This is a genomic window from Micromonospora sp. WMMA1949 (assembly GCF_027460145.1).
GTDB lineage: Bacteria > Actinomycetota > Actinomycetes > Mycobacteriales > Micromonosporaceae > Micromonospora.
Genome location: NZ_JAPZBG010000001.1, coordinates 6175110 through 6197849, shown reverse-complemented (window position 1 = coordinate 6197849; position 22740 = coordinate 6175110). Strand labels below are relative to the sequence as shown.

The 22740-nt window shown below is 75.1% G+C and carries 13 protein-coding genes; 8 read left to right on the top strand and 5 right to left on the bottom strand.

The genetic code is table 11. From position 1 onward, the window contains the following. Window positions 1–11: 11 nt before the first annotated feature. The 3 genes from O7607_RS28935 to O7607_RS28925 are packed head-to-tail and all read right to left on the bottom strand — an operon-like array spanning window position 12 to window position 3093. Window positions 12–878, bottom strand: a complete 867-nt coding sequence (locus O7607_RS28935; RefSeq protein WP_269706616.1) for a carbohydrate ABC transporter permease — start codon at window positions 876–878, stop codon at window positions 12–14. Continuing rightward, entirely contained in the window at window positions 878–1837 is a 960-nt protein-coding gene (locus O7607_RS28930) for a carbohydrate ABC transporter permease (RefSeq protein ID WP_269706615.1), read from the bottom strand. The genes O7607_RS28935 and O7607_RS28930 overlap by 1 nt, the downstream gene beginning before the upstream one ends. Next, window positions 1834–3093 carry an ABC transporter substrate-binding protein gene (locus O7607_RS28925; RefSeq protein ID WP_269706614.1) on the bottom strand — a complete coding sequence of 420 codons (1260 nt, stop codon included), beginning with the start codon at window positions 3091–3093 and terminating at the stop codon, window positions 1834–1836. The genes O7607_RS28930 and O7607_RS28925 overlap by 4 nt, the downstream gene beginning before the upstream one ends. 253 nt (window positions 3094–3346) lie before the next feature. Between O7607_RS28925 and O7607_RS28920 the strand changes: the two genes are divergently transcribed. The 3 genes from O7607_RS28920 to O7607_RS28910 are packed head-to-tail and all read left to right on the top strand — an operon-like array spanning window position 3347 to window position 6536. Next, complete coding sequence (locus O7607_RS28920; protein ID WP_269706613.1) at window positions 3347–4384, top strand: zinc-binding dehydrogenase; 1038 nt, start codon at window positions 3347–3349, stop codon at window positions 4382–4384. Further along, window positions 4384–5202, top strand: coding sequence for a sugar phosphate isomerase/epimerase family protein (locus O7607_RS28915; RefSeq protein ID WP_269706612.1), 819 nt, complete (start codon window positions 4384–4386; stop codon window positions 5200–5202). Before O7607_RS28920 ends, O7607_RS28915 begins: the two co-directional genes overlap by 1 nt. Then, window positions 5199–6536 (top strand): MGH1-like glycoside hydrolase domain-containing protein, encoded by a 1338-nt coding sequence (locus O7607_RS28910; protein WP_269706610.1) that lies wholly within the window; start codon window positions 5199–5201, stop codon window positions 6534–6536. The genes O7607_RS28915 and O7607_RS28910 overlap by 4 nt, the downstream gene beginning before the upstream one ends. A 45-nt stretch (window positions 6537–6581) precedes the next feature. Here the strand turns inward: O7607_RS28910 and O7607_RS28905 are convergent, their stop codons facing one another. Beyond that, a complete protein-coding gene (locus O7607_RS28905) occupies window positions 6582–7283 on the bottom strand; it encodes a CBS domain-containing protein (RefSeq protein ID WP_269706609.1) in 702 nt (233 codons plus the stop codon). A gap of 95 nt (window positions 7284–7378) precedes the next feature. Beyond that, window positions 7379–9490, bottom strand: coding sequence for a molybdopterin-containing oxidoreductase family protein (locus tag O7607_RS28900; protein ID WP_269706608.1), 2112 nt, complete (start codon window positions 9488–9490; stop codon window positions 7379–7381). Between the two features lie 137 nt (window positions 9491–9627). Here O7607_RS28900 and O7607_RS28895 point away from each other — a divergent pair, with 137 nt between their 5' ends. The 5 genes from O7607_RS28895 to O7607_RS28875 all read left to right on the top strand — a co-directional run bounded on the left by O7607_RS28895 (window position 9628) and on the right by O7607_RS28875 (window position 22718). Beyond that, window positions 9628–10020: a DUF2267 domain-containing protein gene (locus O7607_RS28895; protein WP_269706607.1), complete on the top strand. Its 393-nt coding sequence runs from the start codon at window positions 9628–9630 to the stop codon at window positions 10018–10020. Between the two features lie 329 nt (window positions 10021–10349). Continuing rightward, window positions 10350–13811, top strand: coding sequence for an AMP-binding protein (locus O7607_RS28890; RefSeq protein WP_269706606.1), 3462 nt, complete (start codon window positions 10350–10352; stop codon window positions 13809–13811). Beyond that, a complete protein-coding gene (locus O7607_RS28885; RefSeq protein ID WP_269706605.1) occupies window positions 13808–16918 on the top strand; it encodes a thioesterase domain-containing protein in 3111 nt (1036 codons plus the stop codon). The genes O7607_RS28890 and O7607_RS28885 overlap by 4 nt, the downstream gene beginning before the upstream one ends. After that, window positions 16915–19218 (top strand): lantibiotic dehydratase, encoded by a 2304-nt coding sequence (locus O7607_RS28880; protein ID WP_269706604.1) that lies wholly within the window; start codon window positions 16915–16917, stop codon window positions 19216–19218. Before O7607_RS28885 ends, O7607_RS28880 begins: the two co-directional genes overlap by 4 nt. Beyond that, on the top strand, window positions 19215–22718 hold the full coding sequence (locus tag O7607_RS28875; protein WP_269706603.1) for an amino acid adenylation domain-containing protein: 3504 nt from the start codon (window positions 19215–19217) through the stop codon (window positions 22716–22718). Before O7607_RS28880 ends, O7607_RS28875 begins: the two co-directional genes overlap by 4 nt. The last annotated feature ends 22 nt before the right edge of the window (window positions 22719–22740 follow it).

Genomic DNA, 22740 nt, shown 5'->3' with positions numbered 1-22740 from the left:
GGCACGGACGCTCAGCCCTTCTCTGCTCCGCTGGTGAGTCCCTCGGTGAGCATTCGCTCCCCGGCGAAGAACAGCACCACGATCGGCAGCGTGAGGATGACCGATCCGGCCATCAGCACCGTCTTGGGCACCTCGACGCCGTCGGCGAGCAGCGACAGCCCCAGCGACACGGTCCACCGGTCCGGCCGGTCGACCATGAACAGCAGCGCGAACAGATATTCGTTCCAGGCGATCATGAAGTCGTACAGCGCGACGGCCATCACCGAGGGCGCCGCCAGCGGCAGGCTGACCCGGCGGATGATGCCGAGCCGGCCCGCGCCGTCGATCGCCGCCGACTCCTCCAGGCTCACCGGAATCGTCTCGAAGTAGTTCTTCAGCATGTAGACCGACACCGGCAGCGTCTGCGAGATGTAGACGAGCACCAGGCCGGTCAGCGACCCGCGCAGCCCGGCCCGGGTGAAGACCACGAACAGCGGGATCGCGATGACGATCGACGGGAACAGGTAGACCGCCAGGAACAGCGCGCTGACCTGCCGGCGGCCGAAGAACCGCAGGCGGGAGACCGCGTACGCGCCGGGAATGGCGATCACCAGGGTGAGCGCGGTGGCGGCGAGCGCCACCAGGCCGCTGTTGCGGATGAACGTGAGGAAGCCCTGGCCGCCGTCGGAGACGGACTTCAGCACCTCGGCGTACGTGGCGACGGTCAGCTCGCCGAACGGCACCCAGAGCGAACCGGGCTCCAGCAGCAGACGTTCGATCGGGCGTACCGACAGCACCAGCATGTACCAGAACGGCAGCAGTGTGACCACCAGGAACCCGGCGATCACCAGCCGGCGCAGCCAGCGCAGGCTCACCGTCTCGATCCGGTCCCGGTCCATCACGCCTCCCGTCGCGCGCCGAAGAAGCGCAGGTAGATGGCCACGAACACGAGCAGCACCACGGCGAGCACGACCGCCTGGGCGGCGGCCGCGCCGATGTCGGTGCGGGCGGTGAAGAACTGGTAGACCCGGACGCTGACCACCTCGGTGCCGGCGGCGCCGCCGGTGAGCAGGTAGACGTCGTCGAACTTGTTGAACGTCATGATGAAGCGGAGCACGCCGATCAACGCGATCACCGGCATGAGCTGCGGCAGCAGGATGTGCCGGAACCGCTGCGTGGGTGTGGCACCGTCGACCCGGGCGGCCTCCTCCAGCTCGCCCGGCACCGCCTGCAGCCGGGCCAGCAGGAACAGGAACGCGAACGGGAAGTAGCGCCACGCCTCGAACGCGATCACCGTCCACAGCGCGGTCGACTCCTGGGACAGGAACGGCACCGGCTGATCCCAGCCGAGGAAGCGCTTGCCCCAGTCGTTGACGATGCCGAGCTGCGGGTCGAGCATCACCTGCCAGACGAACGTCATGGCGACCACCGGCGCCACGTACGGCAGCAGCATCGACGCGCGGACCAGCGTGCGGCCCCGGAACGGCCCGCGTACGGCGAGCGCCGCCGCCAGGCCCACCACTATCGAGCCGGCGGTGCCGCCGACGCTGTAGAGCACTGTGGTCCAGAGCGTGTCGGCGAACCCGGGCGTGTGCAGAACCCGGTCGATGTTGTCCAGCGTCAGCTCGCCGAACAGGCCGGTCTTGCGCAGCGTCGCCAGGCGTACCCGCTGGAAGGCCAGCAGCACCGTCCAGACGATGGGTATGCCGATCACCGCGACCACGACGAGCAGGGTCGGGCTGACCAGCGCGAGCCCGGCGCGGGACTCGCGGCGGCGCAGTGTCAGCGGACGTCGGCCGGGTCGGCGGGGTCGCTCCGGTGCGGGGGAGCGGCCGGCCTCCGGCGCGGTGGTGGTCAATTCACGCCCTTGGCTATCGCCTCGACGTCCTTGCGGGCGCGTTCGGCGGCGGCGCGGGCGTCGGACTTGCCGCCGACGACGTCGGCGAGCGCCTTGGGTACCGGCAGTTCACCGAGGATGGCGCCGACGAGCTTGCCCTGGTTCTCGGTCAGGCCCCACCGCTGGAACGTGTCGGGGCTGCGGCGCAGCGTGGCGAGCACGTCCTCGCCGTAGACCTCGGACAGCGGCTTCTTGGTGTCCACGCCGGCCGGGCTGGTGTTCCAGGCGGTGCGGAACTTCTGCTTGTCCTCCGGCGTGCCGGTGCGCACCGGGAAGCGCCCCTCGGGGGACATGCCGAACCAGCGCGGGTAGCCGTCGGAGAGCATGTACTCCACGAACGACTTCGCCGGGTCGACGGCACCGTCGAGCACGGCCCAGGAGCTGACCTCGCCGTACTGAGCCGGCTCGGTGCCGTTGGGGCCCTTGATCGCGGTGACGAAGCCGCTGTTGCGCGCCAGCCAGGCCGGGTCGGACTGGCACTGCGGGCACGTCGGGCGGGCGTCGGCGCGCAGCCCGGCCAGCTCGTCGAGGATGAACGGCGACCAGATCAGCATGGCCGCCTTGCCGGCGAAGTAGGTGGCCCGGGTGGTGTCGACGTCCTGGGCGCCCTTGACCGAGTTGTTCCGCATCAGGTCTCCGTAGAAGCGGAACGCCTCGACGCACTCGGGGGAGTCGAGCGTGACCTTTCCGGAGTCGTCGGTGAGCCGGCAGTTGTTCGCCAGCGCCAGGTGCTCGAAGGTCTGCTGGGTGAACACGTCGCCGGGGGAGGTGGCCGCGGTGATGCCGGCGACGCCGCCGGTGTTCAGCTTCGCCGCCGCGGCGGCGATCTTCTCGTACGTGTCGGGCGCCGGCAGGCCGGCGGCGGCGAACAGGTCCTTGCGGTAGACCAGCAGCTGACCCCACCCGTCGCTGGGTACGGCGAGCTGCTTGCCGCCGTCGCTGGTGAGTTCCAGCGCGCGGGGCGTGAACGTGTCCTTGCCGAGCCGGTCGACGACGGTGCCGTTGGCGTCGACGTCGAGGAGTTCGTTGGCGGACAGCGTCCGCACCCCGGCCAGGGAGACCGAGCCGACCACGTCGGGCAGGTCGCCGGCGGCGGCGCTGGAGGCGATGAGGGACGGGAACTGGTCCTCGTTGACGGTGACCAGGTTGACCTTGACGCCGGTCTTGGCGGTGTAGTCGGCGATGATCGCCTTGGTGGCGGCGACGCGGTCCGCCACGTCTTCCAGGCTCCAGACAGTGATCTGCGAACTGTCGGATTTCGGCCCGTCGTCGCTGCATGCGGCCACGCCGGTCCCGGCCAGTGCCAGGATCAGGCCTAGTGCGAGCCGCCGTGTGGAGGGTGATGACATCGGTGGCACTCCTCTCGAAAGAGTACGGCTTTCCGCCAATACCCATCGATTCATCAATGTAATCACATATGCCCATTTTTTGGGTTAGAATCGAGGTCGGCACTTTCTTCGGAGCGACGCCATGAGCAACTGGGTTGTCTCTCTGGCCGGGCCCCGGCACGTACGCCTGGAGCCCTGCCCCGCGGACCACCTCGGTCCGGGCCAGGTCCGCGTCCGCACCCACTACTCGGGCATCTCCGCCGGCACCGAGCTGACGCTCTACCGGGGCAGCAACCCGCGTCTGCGCAAGGACTGGGACGCCGGCAGCCGCATGTTCGTCCCCCGCCAGGCCACGCCCGCGTACCCGGTGGTGGGCTTCGGATACGAGGAGGTCGGCGAGATCGTCGAGGTCGCCCCCGACGTGGCCGGGCGGTGGCCCGGCCAGCTCGTCTGGGGCATCTGGGGGCACCGCGCCGAGGCGGTGCTCCCCGCGACGGCGGCGCACCCGCTGCCACCCGGCCTCGACCCGCTCGCCGCCGTGTTCGCCCGGCCCGGCGCCATCGCGCTGACCGCCGTACTCGCCGGTGACCTGCACCTGGGCGACTGGGTGGGCGTGTTCGGGCAGGGCGTGATCGGGCTGCTCGGCACGCGCCTGGCCGCGCTCTCCGGCGCCCGCGTGGTGGCGGTCGACCGGATGCCCGGCCGGCTCGCGCACGCCACCCGGCTCGGCGCCCGCCGGGTCGTCGACGCCGGCACCGACTCGCCCGCCGCCGCGCTGCGGGCCGCCACGGACGGCCGGGGCGCCGACGTCTGCCTGGAACTGTCCGGGTCGTACCCGGCGCTGCACGAGGCGATCCGCGCCACCGCGCACGCCGGGCGCGTCGTCGCGGCCGGCTTCTACCAGGGGTACGCCCACGGGCTGGAACTCGGCGAGGAGTTCCACCACAACCGGATCCAGCTCGTGGCCGCCCAGGTCTCCGGGCCCGATCCGGCACCCGGCACGGCCGGCCGGTGGTCCGGGACGCGGATCGCACACACCTTCATGGACCTGGTGGCCGAGGGCAGCGTCGACCCGCTGCCGCTGGTGAGCCACGTCGTTGACGCGGGCGCGGTGGCCGACGCCCTGGCGTTGCTCGACCGCGGTGACGGTGACGTCCTCCAAGTGGTGCTGAGGTTCTGATGGACATTCCGCTTGCCTGCCAGGAGCAGTTGCTTCCCGGCAGCGACCTGACCCAGAAGTACGCCCTCGCCGTCTCCCTCGGCTACCAGGGCATCGAGCTGCGCGGACGAGGCGACCACGCGCTGGCCCGGCGGCTGCCGGAGCTGCGCCGCGCCCGCGCTGCCGGCGTGGTGATGCCGACCGTCTGCGTCGAGATGGACCACTTCGTCGGCGACTTCGACCCGGACCGCTCCCGCGACGCGGTGGACAACCTGCGCTCCCAGCTGTCGGTGATCGCCGAACTCGGCGGCGTCGGCGCGATGACCCCGGCGGCCTGGGGCATGTTCTCCCGCCGGCTGCCGCCGTTCGAACCACCCCGCTCGGCCGAGGGCGACCGGCGGGTGCTCGTCGACGCCCTGGGCGAGCTGGCCGGGCACGCCCGCGCCGAGGGGGTCACCGTGTTCCTGGAACCGCTCAACAGGTACGAGGACCACATGGTCAACCGGCTCGACCAGGCCGTCGAGCTGTGCCGCGCGGTCGGATCACCGGCGCTGCGGGTGGCCGCCGACACGTACCACATGAACATCGAGGAGGACGACCCGCACGCCGCGCTGCGCGCCGCCGCGCCGTACCTCGGGCACGTCCAGGTCAGCGACTCCAACCGGCACCAGCCCGGCGCCGGGCACCTCGACTGGGCGGCGCTGCTGGCCACGCTCGACGCGATCGGCTACCCCGGCTGGCTGGCGCTGGAGTGCCGGCTGCGCGGCGAGCCGGTCGCCGCGCTGCGCCAGGCCGCCACCGCGCTGGCCCAGGCCCGTCCCCGGCGGGCCGCCGCATGACGCTGACCACCGGGGTACGCGCCGACGCCGACCGGCACGCCCGGCTGCGCCGGCTCGCGCTGGCCACCCTGGACGCCAACTGGGAACACGACCACACCGTCCCCTCCCGCACGCTCTACCCGCACCAGTGGAGCTGGGACTCGGCTTTCATCGCGATCGGCCTGGCCCACGTCCGCCCGGACCGGGCCTGGCGGGAGCTGCGCACACTGTTCGCCGCGCAGTGGGTCGACGGGCGGGTGCCGCACATCGTGTTCAACCCGGCCTCGCGCGCCGGGCCGTACTTCCCCGGGCCGCAGTTCTGGGACTCCGCCCGCGCCGACGGCTCGCCGGCCCGGGCCACCTCCGGGATCGTCCAGCCGCCGGTGCACGCCCCGGCCGCCTGGCTGGTGCACCGCCGCGCACCCGGCGAGGCGTCGGTGGCCGCGCTGCGGCGGCTCTACCCGAGGCTGGTCGCGCAGCAGCGCTACCTGACCGGGCGGCGCGACGCCGGTGGCGGCGGGCTGGCGTCGATCGTGCACCCGTGGGAGTCCGGGCTGGACAACAGCCCCGCCTGGGACGCGCCACTGGCGGGGGTGTCCGCCGACGAGGCGGTGATGCGCGCGTACCGCCGGCACGACACCGCGCACGCCGACGCCGCGCAGCGCCCCACCGACCTGGACTACGCGCGTTACGTCGCGCTGGTGGAGAGCTACCGGGCCGGCCGCTACCGGGACGAGGGGCTGCTCGGACGGCACCCGTTCCTGGTGGAGTGCCCCCTGGTGAACGCCGCGCTCGGCGTGTCCGAGTACGCCCTCGCGCGCATCGCCACGGTGATCGGCGCCGACCCGGGGCCGCACCGCGACCGGGGCGCCCGCATCACCGAGGCGCTCGTCACCCGCCTCTGGGACCCGGTCACCGGCACCTTCCGTCCCCGCGACGTGCGCGCGGACCGGCTCGTGCCGGCCCGGACCGTGCTCGGGCTGATGCCGCTGGCGCTTCCCGAGCTGCCCGCCGCGCAGGTGTCCGCACTGCTGGCCGAGGCGTGCTCGCCGCGCTTCGGGCTGGCCGCCCGGATGGACCGGCCGCTGCCCACGTACGACCGCACCGCGCCGGACTTCGAGCCGCTGCGCTACTGGCGCGGCCCCAGCTGGATCAACACCGGCTGGCTGCTCTGGCAGGGGCTGCGCACGCATCGGCGGGCCGACCTGGCCGCCGGGCTGCGCGAGTCGCTGCTCGACCTGGTCGACCGGTCCGGCTGCCACGAGTACTTCCACCCGGACACCGGCGCCGGTCTCGGCTCACCGGCGTTCAGCTGGACCGCCGCGCTGGTGCTGGACGCGCTCGGTTCGGAGTGACGCCGGTGGCGCCGGCCCGGGCCGGCGCCACCGTCTCGTGCCGGGTCAGGCGAGGCCGGCCGGGGCACCGCCGATGCGCAGGCCCGCCATCGGCGCGTCGTCGATCGCGTAGCCGAGCGCGTCGACCACCTCGACCACGCCGCTGACCTGCCGGGTCAGCCGTACCGCGAGCTGTACGGTGGACCGGCGCTCCACCTGTCCGGTCAGCGTCACCACGCCCCTGTCGACAGTCACGTCCACCACGCCGTCGCGGACGCCGAGGCTGCGCCACAGCACCTCCTCGACCACGTCCCGCCGGATGCCGGCGTCCGGGCGCAGGTGCACCTTGAGCAGGTCACCGCGGGTGACGATGCCGACCAGGCGGCCGAGGTCGTCGACCACCGGCAGCCGCTTCACGCCGCGCGCGTCCATCAGCCGGGCCGCCTCGACGATCGTCGCGTCCGGGGTGATCGTGACCGGGGGAGCGGTCATCAGGTCGGCGGCGAGCGTCGCGCCCGCCTTCGCCCGCGCCTCGCGGCGGTGCCGGTCCGGCAGGATCCCCCGCTCCCGGGGCCGGCCCAGGAACTCCACCTTGTACATCAGGTCCGCCTCGGACACCACGCCCAGCACCCGGCGGGTCTCGTCCACCACCGGCGCCGCCGTGACGTGCCGGTCGGCCAGCACGTCGACGATCTCCCGATAGGCCGTGCCCTCCCGTACCGACGCCACGTTCCTGGTCATCACGTCCTGCACCTGCCACGTACGCATGGCGAACCTCCCTGTGTCCGCCACCGACGCTAGGCGGCGGCGACGGGCCGGCAGCAGGGGCGCAAAGACCAGGTCAGGGGGCCGGAGGTCCCGAATCACCCAGCCGCGACGGGCTCGGCGGCATCGTCCAGGGGCGGCTCGGCGGTCAGCAGGCCGGCCGGCACCGGCTCGACCTGCACCCGGCAGTCGTGGAACGTCGGCGCCTCGCCCAGGTCGGTGTCCCGGACGCCGGTCACGGCGTTGACGGTGGACCGTCCCGGGCTGCGCCGCGCCCAGTACGCCTTGTAGGTGAACGCAAGGCCCGGCCGGGCCGCGTCGTCCACGGCCACCGCGGCGAGGAACGCGCCCCTGTCGTTGTGGACGCGTACCGCGTCGCCGTCGGTGAGCCCGCGCGCCGCCGCGTCGGCCGGGTGCAGGTGCACCCGGGGCGGTCCGGCGCGGCGGGTGTGCCACGGGAGCGAGGCGAACGTGGAGTTCATCAGGTAGCGGTTGGCCGGGGTGAGCAGCGTCAGCGGGAACCGGCGGGCCAGATCCGGGTCGGCCGCCTCGGCCGGTGGCGTGTACCCGGGCAGTGGGTCCACCCCGAGCGCGGCCAGCGCCGGGTCGTGCAGCCGGGCCCGCCCGTCGGCGGTGGGGAAACCGCCCTCGGCGTACGGCGCGGAACCCACCGGCACGCCGGTGAGCCGGGCGTACGTGCGCTCGCGCAACTCCTCGTACGTGATCGGGGCGCCGGCCAGCAACTGCCGGGCCAGGTCCTCGTCGCTGTCGGAGAACGCGGGGTGGTCCACGCCGAGCGCCGCGGCGATCCGCCGGAAGATCTCGGTGTTCGGCAGCGCCTCGCCGGGCGCGCGGGTCACCGGCAGGTTCAGCGTCGTGTAGTGGTGCCCGTAGGACGTCTGCAGGTCGAGGTGCTCGGGCTGCATCGTCGCCGGGAGCACCACGTCGGCGTAGTCGCAGGTGTCGGTCCAGCGCTGCTCCAGCACCACGGTGAACAGGTCGGCGCGGCCCAGCCCGGTCAGCAGCCGGGCCTGGTCCGGCGCGGTCGCCGCCGGGTTGGCGTTGAACACCACGAGCGAGGTGACCGGCGGGTCGGCCTCCCCGGTGAGCACGGCTGCGAGCCGGCTCATGTTCAGCGACCGGGCCGGCGGGGCGGGCATGCCGGCCGGCCGGATCACCGGGCCGTTGTCGACCGGGTGGTGGCCGCTGGTGGTCACCAGGGCTCCGCCGCCGGGGTACCGGAAGTCGCCGGTGACCAGCGGCAGCGCGCAGATGGCCCGGATCGCCTGCCCGGCGCCGTGGTGGCGTTGCAGGCCCAGCCCGACCCGTACCGCCGTCGGCCGGGTGGTGGCGATCCGCTCGCCGAGCCGGCGGACCGTCCCGGCGGGCAGGCCGCACTCGGCGGCGGCCCGCTCCACCGGCCAGTCGTCGAGCCGGGCGGCCAGTTCCGGCCAGCCGGTGGTGTGCGCGGCCAGCCACGCCTCGTCGGCCGCCCCGGCGTCGCGGATGTGCCGCATCAGCCCGAGGGCGAGCGCCGCGTCGGTGCCGGGCAGCGGCGCGACGTGCTCGTCGCTGCGGGCCGCCGTGTCGGTACGCAGGGGGTCGATGGTCACCACGTACGCGCCGCGCTCGCGGGCCTGCTGCACGAACGGCCACAGGTGCAGGTTGGTGACGAGCGGGTTGGCGCCCCAGAGCACGATCAGGTTCGCCTCGACGATCGACTCCGGCTCGAAGCCGACCGAGGCGCCGTAGAGCGAGCGCAGCGCGGCCCGCGCCGCGGCCGTGCAGATGGTGGTGTCCAGCCGGGACGCGCCCAGGTGGGCGAAGAGCCGGGGACCCATGGTCCAGCCCTGGACCAGGCCCATCGTGCCGGCGAAGTAGTAGGGCAGCACCGACTCCGGGCCGTCGCGTTCGATGCTCGCGCGCAGCCCGGCGGCGACCCGCTGCACTGCCTCGTCCCAGGTCGCCGGCCGGTACGCGACCCGGCCGGCGCCCTTCGGGCCGGTGCGGATCCAGGGGGTGGTGAGCCGGTCCGGCCCGTTCACCGCGTCCAGGTAGCGGTTCACCTTGCCGCAGAGCGCGCCCCTGGTGAACGGGTGGTCGCGGTCGCCGTGCAACGCGACCGCCCGGCCGTCGTCGACTGTCAGCTGCCAGACGCAGGTGTCCGGGCAGTCCAGCGGGCAGGCGCCGGGGTGGGTGACGGGTGCCATGGCGCGGATGTTACCCCCGGTTCGCGACGGGGCAGCTGCTCGCCGTGGCGGGGGGAGTTTGGCCCGGGTGGAGGCGGGTACCCGCCGGGGCCGACCGGGTGGGCGTGGTGCCCGCCGGCGGCGAGGGGAGGGGTGGGATGCGGTTCCCCCTGTTCGTCGAGGCGGTGGCGCGACGGGCCGAGTTGCCCACGGACGAGGCCGCCACCGTCTCCCGCGCGGTGTTGCAGACCCTCGCCGACCGGATCACCGCGGACGAGGCGGCCGACCTGGCGGCGCAGTTGCCGGACGACGTCGGCGGCTATCTGGAGCCGGGTGGCACGGCCACCACCGGCGGTGCGGTGGACTTCCTGTACCGGGTGGCCGAACGCGCGGCGGTGGACCCGGCGGTCGCCGAGGTGGGTGCCGTGGCGGTGCTCGCCACCCTGCGCGACACGGTGACCGTGGGGGAGTTCCACGACCTCGTGGCGCAGCTGCCGAAGGGCTTCGACGCCATGGTGGACCCCATTCCACGGCCGCCGTACGATGTCTGAGCAGGCTCCCCGCGACCCGGGTCGAGCTGCGGCACCGAGGCCGTCTGCGGCGAAGATTCCACGGCCCGGAAGTATTTTCACCGTAAAATAAGTTGTCGCCTGACGCGTACGCTGTAAATCGTCTACGCGCTAGAGGGATGATCGGACGAATTCCTCCGTCCGAGGTTCCAGGGTCTCGTCCCCTCTTCGGCTCAAGCCTCATCGCCGCTCTTCCGGCGCACGGATCGAGCCATATCCTGCTTCCAATGTGAAGTCCTGGGGGGGATCAATGATCACATTCGTCGATTGCTGCCTGCGTGTCCTCAGTGGAGCGCGAACCGTTTCCTGACATGGCAGAGACGATGATCATCAATCGTTTCGGCGCGATCTCGGCGGTACACGGCGGACGTCCGGCACTTCTCGGTGAGACCCACGAGGTCACCTACACCGAGCTGGCCGGGGCGGCCGGCGGGCACGCTGCCGTGTTCGCCGCCGCGGGCCTGCGTGCCGGAGACCGGATCGCGCTGCTCACCGCGCACGGTGCACCCACCGTGGCGGCGCTGCTCGGCGCCCTCGCGGCCGGCTGCGCGTACGTGCCGCTGGACCCGGGCTTCCCGGTCGCGCGGCTGCGCCACATGGTCGACGCCGCCGGCGTCACCGCCGTGGCCTGCGCCGCCGAGCACCGCGACCTGGCGTCCACCCTGGCCGGTGAACGCCCGGTCGTGCCGCTGGAGGAGGTGCCGCCGGCCCCGCTGCGCCCGATCGCGGCCGACCCGGACACGCCGGCGTACGTGCTGTTCACCTCCGGCTCCACCGGCGTGCCCAAGGCCGTCGCGCAGACCCACCGCAACCTGGCCCACGTCGTCGACAACCAGATCGCCGCGCTCGCGATCGGCCCGGACGACCGGCTCAGCCTGCTCGCGTCGTTCAGCTTCGACGCCGCCATCCCCGACCTCTACCCGGCGCTGCTCACCGGCGCCGCCGTCGTCCCGGTCGACCTGCGCCGCCAGGGGCTGGCGTACGCCGTCGAGCAGCTCGACCGGCACCGCGCCACGGTGCTGCACTGCACGCCCACCGTCTACCGCTTCCTGCTCGACACGCTCGGCGCGCGCCGGCTGCCCACGGTGCGGGCGGTGCTGCTCGGCGGCGAGCAGGCCACCTGGGCCGACGCGGCGCGCGGCCGGGACCGGTTCGGCCCCGAGTGCCTGCTCGTCAACGGCTACGGCGCCACCGAGATGACGTTCGCCGCCCGGCACGTCCTGCGGCTGTCCGAGCTGGACCCGGAGGCCCGCGGCCCGCTGCCGGTGGGCACCGCGTTCCCCGGCTACCGGCTGGACCTCGCACCGGACACCGGCGAGATCGTGGTCCGCAGCCGCCACCTCGCCCCCGGCTACCTCAACCAGGACAGCGACCGGTTCGGCGTCGACGCCGACGGGCTGCGGTCGTACCGCACCGGCGACCTGGGCCGGCTGCTGCCCGGCGGGGAACTGGTCTGCCTCGGCCGGCTCGACCGGCAGGTCAAGGTGCGCGGGCACCGGGTCGAACTGACCGAGATCGAGGCGGTGCTGTCGGCCCAGCCCGGCGTGGCCGGCGTCCGCGCCGTCGTCCGCGACGGCGAACTGCTCGCGTACGCCCGCCCGGCCGGCACCCGCCCGGACCCGGCGGCGCTGCGCGCGGCGCTGACCGCCGCGCTGCCCGGCTACGCCGTGCCCCGCGCGGTGGTGGTGGTTGACGAGTTCCCGCTCACCGTCACCGGCAAGGTCGACGAGCGGGCGCTGCCCGGCCCGGTGATCGAGGTGCCCGCCGGGGAGGCACCGGCCACCGACACCGAGCGCGCGGTGCACGACATCTGGTGCGCGGTGCTGGGCCGCGCCGCCGTCGCCCGCACCGCCAGCTTCTTCGACGTGGGCGGGCAGTCGCTGCTGCTGGGCCAGGTGCAGCAGCGTCTCGCCGAGCGGTTCGGCGTCCGCCTGCCGATGCTGCGCCTGTTCGACCACCCGACCATCGCCACCCAGGCGGCACTGCTGGACGCCCCGCCCGAGGCGGTCCGCGCCCCGGTGCTGCCCGCACCCGCCGCGCCGGTCCGCGCCGCCCGCGAGTACACCGGCGACGAGATCGCCGTGGTCGGCGTCGCCGGGCGGTTCCCCGGCGCACCCGACGTGGCCACGTTCTGGTGGAACCTGTGCACCGGCGTCGACTCCGTGCACGACCACACCGACGAGGAACTGGCCGCGCTCGGCGTCGGCCCCGGCCTGCGCGCCGACCCCCGGCACGTCCGCGCCACCGGCCGCCTCGACGGGGTGGCCGACTTCGACGCCGAGTTCTTCGGCTTCGGCGCCGACGAGGCCGCCCGGACCGACCCGCAGCACCGGCTGTTCCTGGAGACCGCCTGGGAGGCGCTGGAGGACGCCGGGCACGACCCGGCGCGCTTCCCCGGGCTGGTCGGCGTCTACGCCGCCACCTCGGCCAACCGCTACTTCCTGTTCCACCTCATGGACAATCCGGCGGTGGTCGGCGACGTCGACCCGGACGACTGGGAGGCCCGGCTCGTCGGCCGCCAGTTCACCGACCACCTGCCCGGGCAGGTGGCCTACCGGCTCGGCCTGACCGGCCCGGCGATGGCCGTGCAGAGCGCCTGCTCCAGCTCGCTGGTCGCGGTGTGCGTGGCCGCGCAGAGCCTCGCCGACTACCAGTGCGACCTGGCCCTGGCCGGCGGGTCCACGGTGATGTGGCCGCGGCACCGGGCGGGCGGGCTCGCGTCGCCCGACGGCCGGTGCCGCGCCTTCGACGAGGCCGGCTCCGGCTCCGGCTTCGGCTCCGGCGCGGGCGTGGTGGCGTTGCGCCGGCTCGCCGACGCGCAGGCCGACGGCGACCGCATCTACGCGATCCTGCCCGGCTGGGCGGTCACCAACGACGGCCCGGACCGGGCCGGCTTCGCCGTTCCCGGTCCGACCGGACAGGCCGCCGCCGTCGCGGGCGCGCTCGCCACCGCCGAGGTCGCGCCCGGCGAGGTCCGCTTCGTCGAGGGCCACGGCAGCGGTACGCCACTGGGCGACGCCATCGAGGTCGCCGCGCTGCACGAGGTGTACGCGGGCGCCGCGCCCGCCGAGTCCACGGCGCTCGGCTCGGTGAAGACGAACATCGGTCACCTCGACGCCGCCGCCGGTATCGCCGGGCTGATCAAGACGGTGCTCGCCGTCCGGCACGGGGTGATCCCGCCGAACCTGCACTTCACCTGCCCGCATCCGGAGATCGACCTGACCGCCGGGCCGTTCTACGTGCCCACCAAGGCGCGGGACTGGCCGGACGACGGGCGCCGGGTCGCCGGGGTGAGCGCGTTCGGCCTGGGCGGCACCAACGCGCACGTCGTGGTGGAACAGCCGCCGCCCGCCGAGCCGGCCGACCCGCCGGGCGAGGGACCGTGGCTGCTGCCGGTCTCCGCGCGTACCCCGGCGGCGCTGCGGGCCGCGCTCGCCCGCCTGCGCGGCCACCTCGCCGGCGCTGCCCCGGCACTGTCCGACGTGGCCGACACGCTGGCGCTGGGCCGGCGCGCGTTCGCCCACCGGGCGGCTGTCGTCGCCGCCGACCTGCCGGCCGCGCTGTCCGCGCTGGACGTGCTGCTGGACACCGACGCCCGGATCGCCGGTGACGGCGGCCCGCTGCGCGAGACGGCTGCCGAGTGGGTCGCCGGGCACGACGTCGACTGGCACGCGCTGCACCCCGAGGGCACGGTGCGGCGCACCGGACTGCCCACCTACCCGTTCCAGCGCCGCCGGCACTGGATCGACCCCGTGCAGAAAGGTTCGCGGTGAACTGGTTCGTCTCCGCCGGAAGCCGACCCGAGGCGCCGGTGCGGTTGTTCTGCCTTCCCTACGCCGGCGCGGGCGCCAGCGCGTTCCGGCGCTGGGCGGCCGAGTTCGGCGCGAGCGTCGACGTGGTGCCGGTACAACTGCCCGGCCGGGAGAACCGGATCACCGAGGACCCGCACTTCGGCGTCGCCGACGTGGCCGAGGCCATCGCCTCCCGCGCCGACCGCCCGTACGCGATCTACGGCCACTCGATGGGCGGACGGCTCGGCTTCGACGTGGTCCGCGAGCTGCGCCGCACCGGCCGTCCGCTGCCGCTGCGGCTCTACGTCGGCGGCGCCCGCGCCCCGCACGTCACCACGCCCGGCCCGTTCGACGGGCTGTCCCGGGCCACCGACGAGGAGCTACTGCGCCGCCTCGGCGACGGCGGCGGCCTCCCCGCCGAGCTGCTCGACCACCCCGAGCTGGTGGAGCTGCTGCTCCCGCTGCTGCACGCCGACTTCGGCCGGGTCGACGCCTACCGCTACGTGCCGGGCGAGCCGCTGCCGGTGCCGATCGTCGTGTTCGCCGGCCGCGCCGACCGCGCGGTCACCCGGGACCAGAGCGCCGCCTGGGCCGAGCACACCGCGGCCGGATTCACCCTGCACGAGCTGGACGGCGGGCACTTCTTCCTGCACGACCGGCTGACCGAGCTGGCCGGGCTGATCCGGGCCGACCTGACCTCCGCGTCCACCGACACCCGCGCCGGCACGCCGGACGCGGGTCCGGACCCGGTGCGCGCCGCCGGTCGCGGGACCGCCGGCGCCGCGCACCGGGTTCCCCTCGGCGACACCGGCTGGTCGGTGTGGCGCGACGCGATGCTGCGGACCACCGGGTTCCCCGCCGACGGGCTGGAGCTGTTCACCGCGCCCCGGGCCGCCGCGGCGGCCGACGAACTGCTGGCCACCGGTGCCGGCGAGGACCGGTTCGCCAAGGAGTTCGACGAGGCGCTGCGCACCGGCGCGCAGCGGTTCAGCGAGCTGGCCGCCGACCCGCTGCTGCGCGAGGCGGTCACCTGGCAGAACCGGGGCGCGCTGGTCGCGTTCGACGGTCTGGTCCGTGGCGGCGCCGACGCGGCCCGCAACGTCCGCCGCCGGGACCGGGAGCGGGCGCTGCTGAAGTACTGGCAGCGCTACTGCGGCAAGAACGAGACCGTCGGCTTCTTCGGCCCCAGCTGCTGGCTCACAGTGGATCCCGCGCAACCGGAGGTTGCCCAGGTCAACCCTGGCGAGAGTCTGACCCGGCGGCGCTGGGTGTGGTTCGAGTCGTGGGCGCTGACCGCGTACGCCGAACGGATCGGCGCGGACCTGGCCGTACGCCGGTGGTGGCCGCCGATGCTGCGGGCCCACCTGGCCGTCCGGGGCCGCGACGTGCTGCGGCCCGGCCGCCCGCCGCTGACGCTGACCCCGGTGGAGGCCGCCCTGCTGCGCGCGGCCGACGGCCGGCGGGCCGCCGCCGACCTCGTCGCCGACCCGGCGATCGGGCTGCGCCGCCCGGAGGACGGCTACGCGCTGCTCGACCGGCTGGTCGAGCGGGAACTGGTCACCTGGGACGCGGCCCTGCCGGTGAGCCCGGACGCCGAGCGGGTGCTGGCCGAACGGATCGACGCGATCGGCGACGAGCCGGCCCGCGCCGCCGCGCGCGCCGGGTTCGACCGGCTGCGGACCGCCCGCGACGCGGTTGCCGCGTCGGCCGGCGACGCGGACCGGCTGCGGACCGCCCTGGACGCCCTCGACGCCACGTTCACCGAGCTGACCGGCGTGCCCGCGGTACGCCGGGCCGGGCAGATGTACGCGGGCCGCACGCTCTGCTACGAGGACAGCGCGCGGGACCTGGACGTGGTGTTCGGCGCGCCGCTGCTCACCGAGCTGGCCGCCCCGCTGGACGTGCTGCTGCGCGCCGCCCGGTGGCTCGCCAACGCGCTCGCCCGCGCCTACCTCGACGTGCTGCGCGGCCTCTACGAGGAACTGCGCGCCGAGTCCGGTGCCCCGGTGCCGCTGGCCGACCTGTGGTTCCTGGCCCAGGGCATGTTCTGGGGCGACGGGGAACGACCGGTCGACGCGGTCGCGGCGGACTTCGCGGCCCGCTGGGCCGGGCTGTTCGGCCTGGACACGCTGCCCGCCGGCACCACCGACGTACGGCTGCGCGCCGCCGACCTCACCGACCGGATCGACGCGGTGTTCCCCGGCACCGGCCCGGAGTGGTCCAACGCCGCCATGCACAGCCCCGACCTGCAGATCTGCGCGACCGACGCGGACGCGCTGCGGCGCGGCGACTACACGGTGGTGCTCGGCGAGCTGCACGCCGCCTGGTCGTCGTTCGACTGCGCGGTGTTCACGCCGTCGCACCCGGACGTGGAGCGGCTGCGCGACGCGCTCGCCGCGGACCTCGGTCAGCGGCGGGTCCGGCTGCTGTTCCCGGCGGACTGGCCGCGGCGGACCAGCCGTACCGCCGAGTCGCTGACCGGACCGACCGACAGGCACCTGGCGTTCCTCGACGCGCCGGGCGCCGACCCGGCCCGCGTGCTGCCCACCGTCGACCTGGTCGTCGACGAGGTGGACGGCGACCTGGTCGCCACCGCCTCGGACGGGCAGCGCTGGCCGCTCGTCGAGATCTTCGCCGAGCCGCTCAGCGCGCACGCCGTGGACGGGTTCAAGCTGGTCGCCGCCGCGCCGTACACGCCCCGGATCACCGTGGACCGGCTGGTGCTGGCCCGGCAGACGTGGCGTACCACAGTGGGCGAGAGCGGCCTGGCCCTGCCGAACGGCGAACGGGACCGGTTCCTCTCCGTCCGGGAGTGGCGCCGCCGCCTCGGCCTGCCCGAGCAGGTGTACGTCAAGTTCGGCACCGAGACCAAACCCTGCTTCGTGGACCTGTCCGCGCCGGCGTTCGCCACCACGCTCTGCGCGATGGTGCGCGCCGCCCGGGTCGACGGCGGCGACGACGTGTCGTTCACGGTCAGCGAGATGCTGCCCGCGCCGGAGCAGGCGTGGGTGCCCGACGGGCAGGGCCGCCGCTACTTCAGCGAGCTGCGCCTGCACATCACCGACGCCCGGCGGGAGGACAACCGGTGAGCCACCTGCTGCCCCTGGGCGACACCGGCTGGTCGGTGTGGCGGGACGTGGTCCTGCGTACAGCCGGTTTCCCGGCCGCCGGGCTGAACCGGTTCGCGGCGCCGGCCTGCGCCGCCGCCGCGGACGCGCTGCTCGCCGGCGACACCGGCCCCGAGGTGTTCGGCGAGGCGCTGGCCGAGGCGTTCGCCGCGTCCTCCGGCGTGGCCGGTGAACTGGCCGCCGACCCGCTGCTGCGCGAGGCGGTGACCTGGCAGAACCCGGACATGCTGATCGCGCTGGACGGGCTGCTGCGCACCGACCCGCAGGTCCGCAACGTCCGCCGCCGCAAGCGCGAGCTGAGCCTGCTGCGCTACTGGCAGCGCTACTGCGGCAAGGCCGAGACCATCGGCTTCTTCGGCCCGGTCTGCTGGGGCACGTTCGACGCCACCCGCCCCGGCCTGCACGCCGCGCCCGGTGACGCGCTGGTGCACCGGCGGCGGGTGTACTTCGAGGCGTGGGCGCTCATCGCGTACGCCGACCGGCTCGCCGACGACCTCGCGGTGCGCCGCTGGTGGGCGCCCGCCCTGCAACCGCACCTGACCGTCGCCGGGCGGGAGCTGCGGGTGCCGCTGCACCCGCCGGTCCCGCTGACCCCGGTCGAGGCGGTGCTGCTCGGCGTCTGCGACGGGCGGACCCCGGCGCTGGAGCTGGCGCACCGGCTCTGCGACGCCGGTGAGGTGCACCGACCCGACGACGTCTACCTGCTGCTGGACCGCTGGGTCGAGCGCGGCCGGCTCAGCTGGGGCGCCAACCTGCCGATCGCGCCCGACGCCGAGCGGGTGCTCGCCGCGCGGATCGCCGCGATCGGCGACGAGCCGGTCCGCGCCGCGACGGCGGCCGAGTTCGGCCGGCTGTGCGCCGCCCGCGACGCGGTGGCCGCCGCGGCCGGTGACCCGGACCGGCTCGGCGCCGCGCTCGCCGCGCTCAACGCCGAGTTCACCGCCGTCACCGGGCGCCCGGCCACCCGGCACAGCGGCCAGATGTACGCCGCCCGCACGGTCTGCTACGAGGAGACCGCCCGCGACCTGGAGTTCCGGATCGGTTCGGCGGTGCTCGACGCGCTCGCCGAGCCCCTCGCCGTGGTGCTGCGTACCGCCCGGTGGTTCACCGGCGAGGTGGCCGCCCGCTGCGGCGACCTCTTCACCGAGCTGCACGAGGAACTGGCCGCCGACGGCCCGGTGCGGCTGGCCGACCTGTGGCTGCTGGCCCAGGGCACGCTCATCGCCCCGGACGGCCCGATCGGCCGGGCCGGCGCCACGCTCACCGCACGCTGGGCCGAGCTGTTCGGCCTGGCCGACCTGCCCGAGGGCCAGGCCGAGCTGCGGCTGCGCGCCGCGGACCTGACCGAGCGGGCCCGGGAGCTGTTCCCGGCGACGCGGCCCGGCTGGCCGTCGGCCCGGCTGCACAACCCGGACGTGCAGCTGTGCGCCGACTCGCCGGAGGCCGTCGAGCGCGGCGACTTCCTGCTGGTGCTCGGCGAGCTGCACCCCGCCTCGGTCGCCTTCGACAGCGCGGTGCTCAGCCCGTTCCACCCGGACCCGGCCGCGTTGCGCGCCGACCTCGACGCCGACCTGGGCCCGGTCCGGCTGCGGGTGCTGTGGCCGGACAGCTTCCCCCGCCGCACCACCCGCACCACGTACGCGCTGACCGGCCCGGCGGACCGTCAGCTCGGCATCGACACCGCGCACGGCGCCGACGTGGACCGCCTGGTCCCGGCCACCGCAGTGGTGGTCGAGCGCACCGGCGACCAGCTCACCGCGGTCTTCCCCGACGGCGCCCGCTGGCCGCTGATGGAGGTCTTCGCCACGCTGCTCGGCTCGCTGCTGCTCGACGCGTTCAAGCTGCTCGGTGCCGCCGCGTACACGCCCCGCATCACCATCGACCGGCTGGTCGTGGCGCGGCGCACCTGGCGCACCACGGCCGGGGCGTGCGGGCTGGGCGGCCACTCCGACGAGTCCGCCCGCTACCTGGCGGTACGCCGCTGGCGCGCCGGGACCGGCCTGCCCGAGCGGGTCTTCGTCAAGGTCGGCACCGAGATCAAACCCTGCTACGTGGACCTGACCGGGCCGCTGTACGCGCAGTCGCTGTGCGCCATGGTCGACGCCGCGCTGCGTACCGGGCCGGACGTGCCGGTGGTGGTCTCCGAACTGCTGCCCGCGCCCACCGAGGCCTGGGTGCCCGACGCCCGGGGCCGCGGCTACGTCAGCGAACTCCGCCTCCAGATCACCGACCCGGCCGAACCCCTTGGAGCATTCCGGTGACCGACACCCTGACCGTCAGCGCCGTCCACGGCCCGGATCTGCCCTGGCCGGACGCCACCCTCGCGGACCTGATCACCGAGCAGGCCGCCCGCACGCCGGACGCGGTGGCGGTGCGCCAGTGGGACACCCGCCTCACCTACCGGCAGCTCGTCGACCGGGCCGCCGGGGTGGCCGCCGCGCTGCGCGGGCACGGCGTCGGCCGGGGCGACCGGGTCGGCGTGTGCGGCGCGCGTACCCCCGACCTGGTGGCCACAGTGGTCGGCGTGCTGCTGTCCGGTGCCGCGTACGTGCCGCTGGAGCCGGGCGGCCCCCGGGCGCGGCTGCGCGGCATCGCCCGCGACGCGGGCGTACGGGTGGTGGTCGGCGACGCGGCAGCGGCCGAGTTCGGCGACGAACCCGGCGTGACGACGCTCGGACCGCCCGGCCCGGCCCCGCTCGCGCCTTGCCCGGCCCGCCCCGGCGACCCGGCGTACGTGCTGTTCACCTCCGGCTCCACCGGCCGCCCGAAGGGCGTGCTGAACACCCACCGCAATCTGGTCGAGTTCGTCACCGGCGTGACCGCGCTGACCGGCGCCGACGCCTCGGTGCGCAGCCTCGGCATCGCCTCGCTCGGCTTCGACGTGGTCGTCATGGACCTGTTCGTGCCGCTGACGCTCGGCGGGTCGGTGCAGCTGCTCGGCGCCGAGGACCGGGCCGACCCGGCGCGGATCGCCCGGTTCGCCGCCGCGCACGAGGTGACCTGGGGCTTCATCACCCCCACCGTGCTGTCGCTGCTGGACCCGGCCGGGTTTCCGTCGTGGCGGGTGCTGATCTGCGGCGGCGAGGCGGTCCCGGCCGAGCTGGTCGCCCGCTGGTCGCCCGGCCGGCGCTTCGTCAACGGCTACGGCCCGACCGAGACCAGCGTCCTGGCGGTCGCCTGCGACCTCACCGACGCCGACACCGACCCGATGCCGATCGGCCGGCCGCTGCCCAACCACCGGGCGTACGTGGTCGACGCCGACCTGCGGCCGGTGCCGGCGGGCCAGACCGGCGAGCTGCTGATCGGCGGGCCGGGCCTGGCCGACGGCTACCTCAACCGGCCCGGCCTGACCGCCGAGCGGTTCGTGCCCGACCCGTTCGGCGACGTGCCCGGCGAACGGCTCTACCGCACCGGCGACCTGGTCCGGCAGGGCCCGGACGGCCGGATCGTCTACCTCGGCCGCGCCGACCGGCAGGTCAAGGTGCGCGGCCAGCGCATCGAGCTGGGCGAGGTCGAGGCCGTGCTCGCCGCCTGCCCGGGCGTCGAGCGGGTCGCGGTGGAGGCGGTACTCGGCCCGGCCGGCGCCGAGCTGGTCGCGTTCCTCACCCCGGCCGGCGCGCCCGGCGACGACGAGCTGCGGGCGTACGCGGCGACGCGGCTGACCACCGCGATGCTGCCGGCCCGGACGGTGCGGCTGGACGCGCTGCCGGTCAGCGCGACCACCGGCAAGCTCGACCGGCCGGCGCTGCGCGAGCTGGCCGCGACCGCCCCGGCCGCCGTGGCCGACGCGTCCGCCGACGACGACCCGGTGACGGCGGCGGTCCGGCGGATCTGGACCCGGCTGCTCGGCGCGGCGCCCGCCGCGGACAGCGACTTCCTCGCCGCCGGAGGCAACTCCATCGCCGCGATGCGGCTGGTCGCGGCGCTGCGCGCGGAGCTGGGCCGGCAGGTGGACGCGCGGGTGCTGTTCGCCGACCGCACGTTCGCCGCGTTCGTGGACCGGGTCCGCGCCGCCGACCCCGCCGACGCCGACGAGCTGACCACCGGCAACCCGCCGACGCTGTCCCCGCCGCAGCGACGGCTGTGGTTCATGGACCAGCTCGCCCCGTCCAGCGCGCCGTACAACATCGCCGTCGCGCACCGGCTGCGCGGGCCGCTGGACGTCACCGCGCTCGGCGCCGCGCTGCGGGCCGTCGCCGAACGGCACGACGTGCTGCGCTGGCGCATCCCGCAGAACGGCGGCGTGCCGTACGCGGTCCGCGAGGAACCCACCGACGTGGCGGTTCCGGTGGTCGACCTGACCGGTACCGCCGACCCGGACGGTGACCTGGCCGGGATGCTCGCGGCCGGGGCCGGGCACGCGTTCGACCTGGCCACCGGGCCGCCCTGGCAGGTGACCGTGTACCGGCTCGCCGCGCAGGAGCACGTGCTCGCGGTGACGGTGCACCACGCGGTGTTCGACGGCTGGTCGGAGGCGCTGCTCTACGACGAGCTGGCGCTCGCGTACGCCCGCGCGCTCGACCGGTCCGTGCCCGGCCGCCCGCCGCTGCCCGCCACGTACGCCGACTACGCGGTGTGGCGCGCCGACCGGGACCGGCGCCGGGGCGAGACCGACCTGGCGTGGTGGACCGCGCACCTGGCCGGCGCGCCCACCGTGCTGGACCTGCCCCGCGACCGTCCCCGCCCGGCCGTGCAGACGTACGCCGGCGTGGAAGCCGCGGTACGGCTGGACGAGACCGCCGACCGGGCCGTACGCGACCTGGCCACCCGGCGCGGCACCACAGTCGCGGCAGTGCTGCTGGCCGCGTTCGGCGAGCTGCTGCGCCGGGTCACCGGCAGCGACGAGCACGTGCTCGGCGCGATCGTCGCCGACCGGCGACTGGCCGCGTTCGACGAGGTGATCGGGTTCTTCATCGACACCGTGCCGGTGCGGGTCCGCTCCGGCGGCGCGAGCTTCGCCGAGCAGGTCGACCGGGCCGCCGCCGAACTGCACGAGGTCACCGCCCACCCGGGCGCGCCGCTGGAACGCGTCGTCGAGGCGCTCGGCGTGGGCCGGGACACCTCCCGCGCCCCGCTGGTGCAGGTGCTGTTCAACGTGCTCAACTTCGTCACGCCCCGGCTGACGCTGACCGGCCTGGCCGTCGAGCCGGTGCCGGTGCCCAAGCCCGGGTCGCCGTTCGACCTGACCGTCTACGTGGTGGAACGCGACGGGCGGGCCGGCGTCGAGGTGGTGCACAACCCGGACCTCTTCGAGGCCGAGCGGATCGAAGCGCTCCTGGCCGACCTGGCCGCCCTGGTCGGCGCGCTCGCCGCCGACCCGGACGCGCCGGCCGCCGAGGTCGCGCCGGAGCTGCCCCGCCCGGCGGTACGCGTCGCGGCGCTCGGCGCGATGAGCGTCGCCACGGCCGAACCGGCCCGCGCGCCGCTGCCCGCCGGGTCGGACGCGCTCACCGCGACGGAGGAGCTGATCGCCGGGATCTGGCGGGACGTGCTCGGCCGCGACGCGGTGGGCGTCAGCGACAACTTCTTCGACATCGGCGGCCACTCGATGGCCCTGGCCGCCGTGCACGCCCGCCTCACCGAGGCCACCGGCCGCTCGATCACCATGCTCGACCTGTTCCGCCACCCGACCGTGCGGGCGCTCGCCGCCAGCCTCGACGGGGCCGCCGACCGGCCGGAACTGGCCCGCGCCGCGATGCGCGCCGCCGCCCGGCGCGGCCGCGCCCGCCGTACCCCGCCACCTCGCCGACCTCACCCGTGACGCGATCCCCTTGTGAATGAAG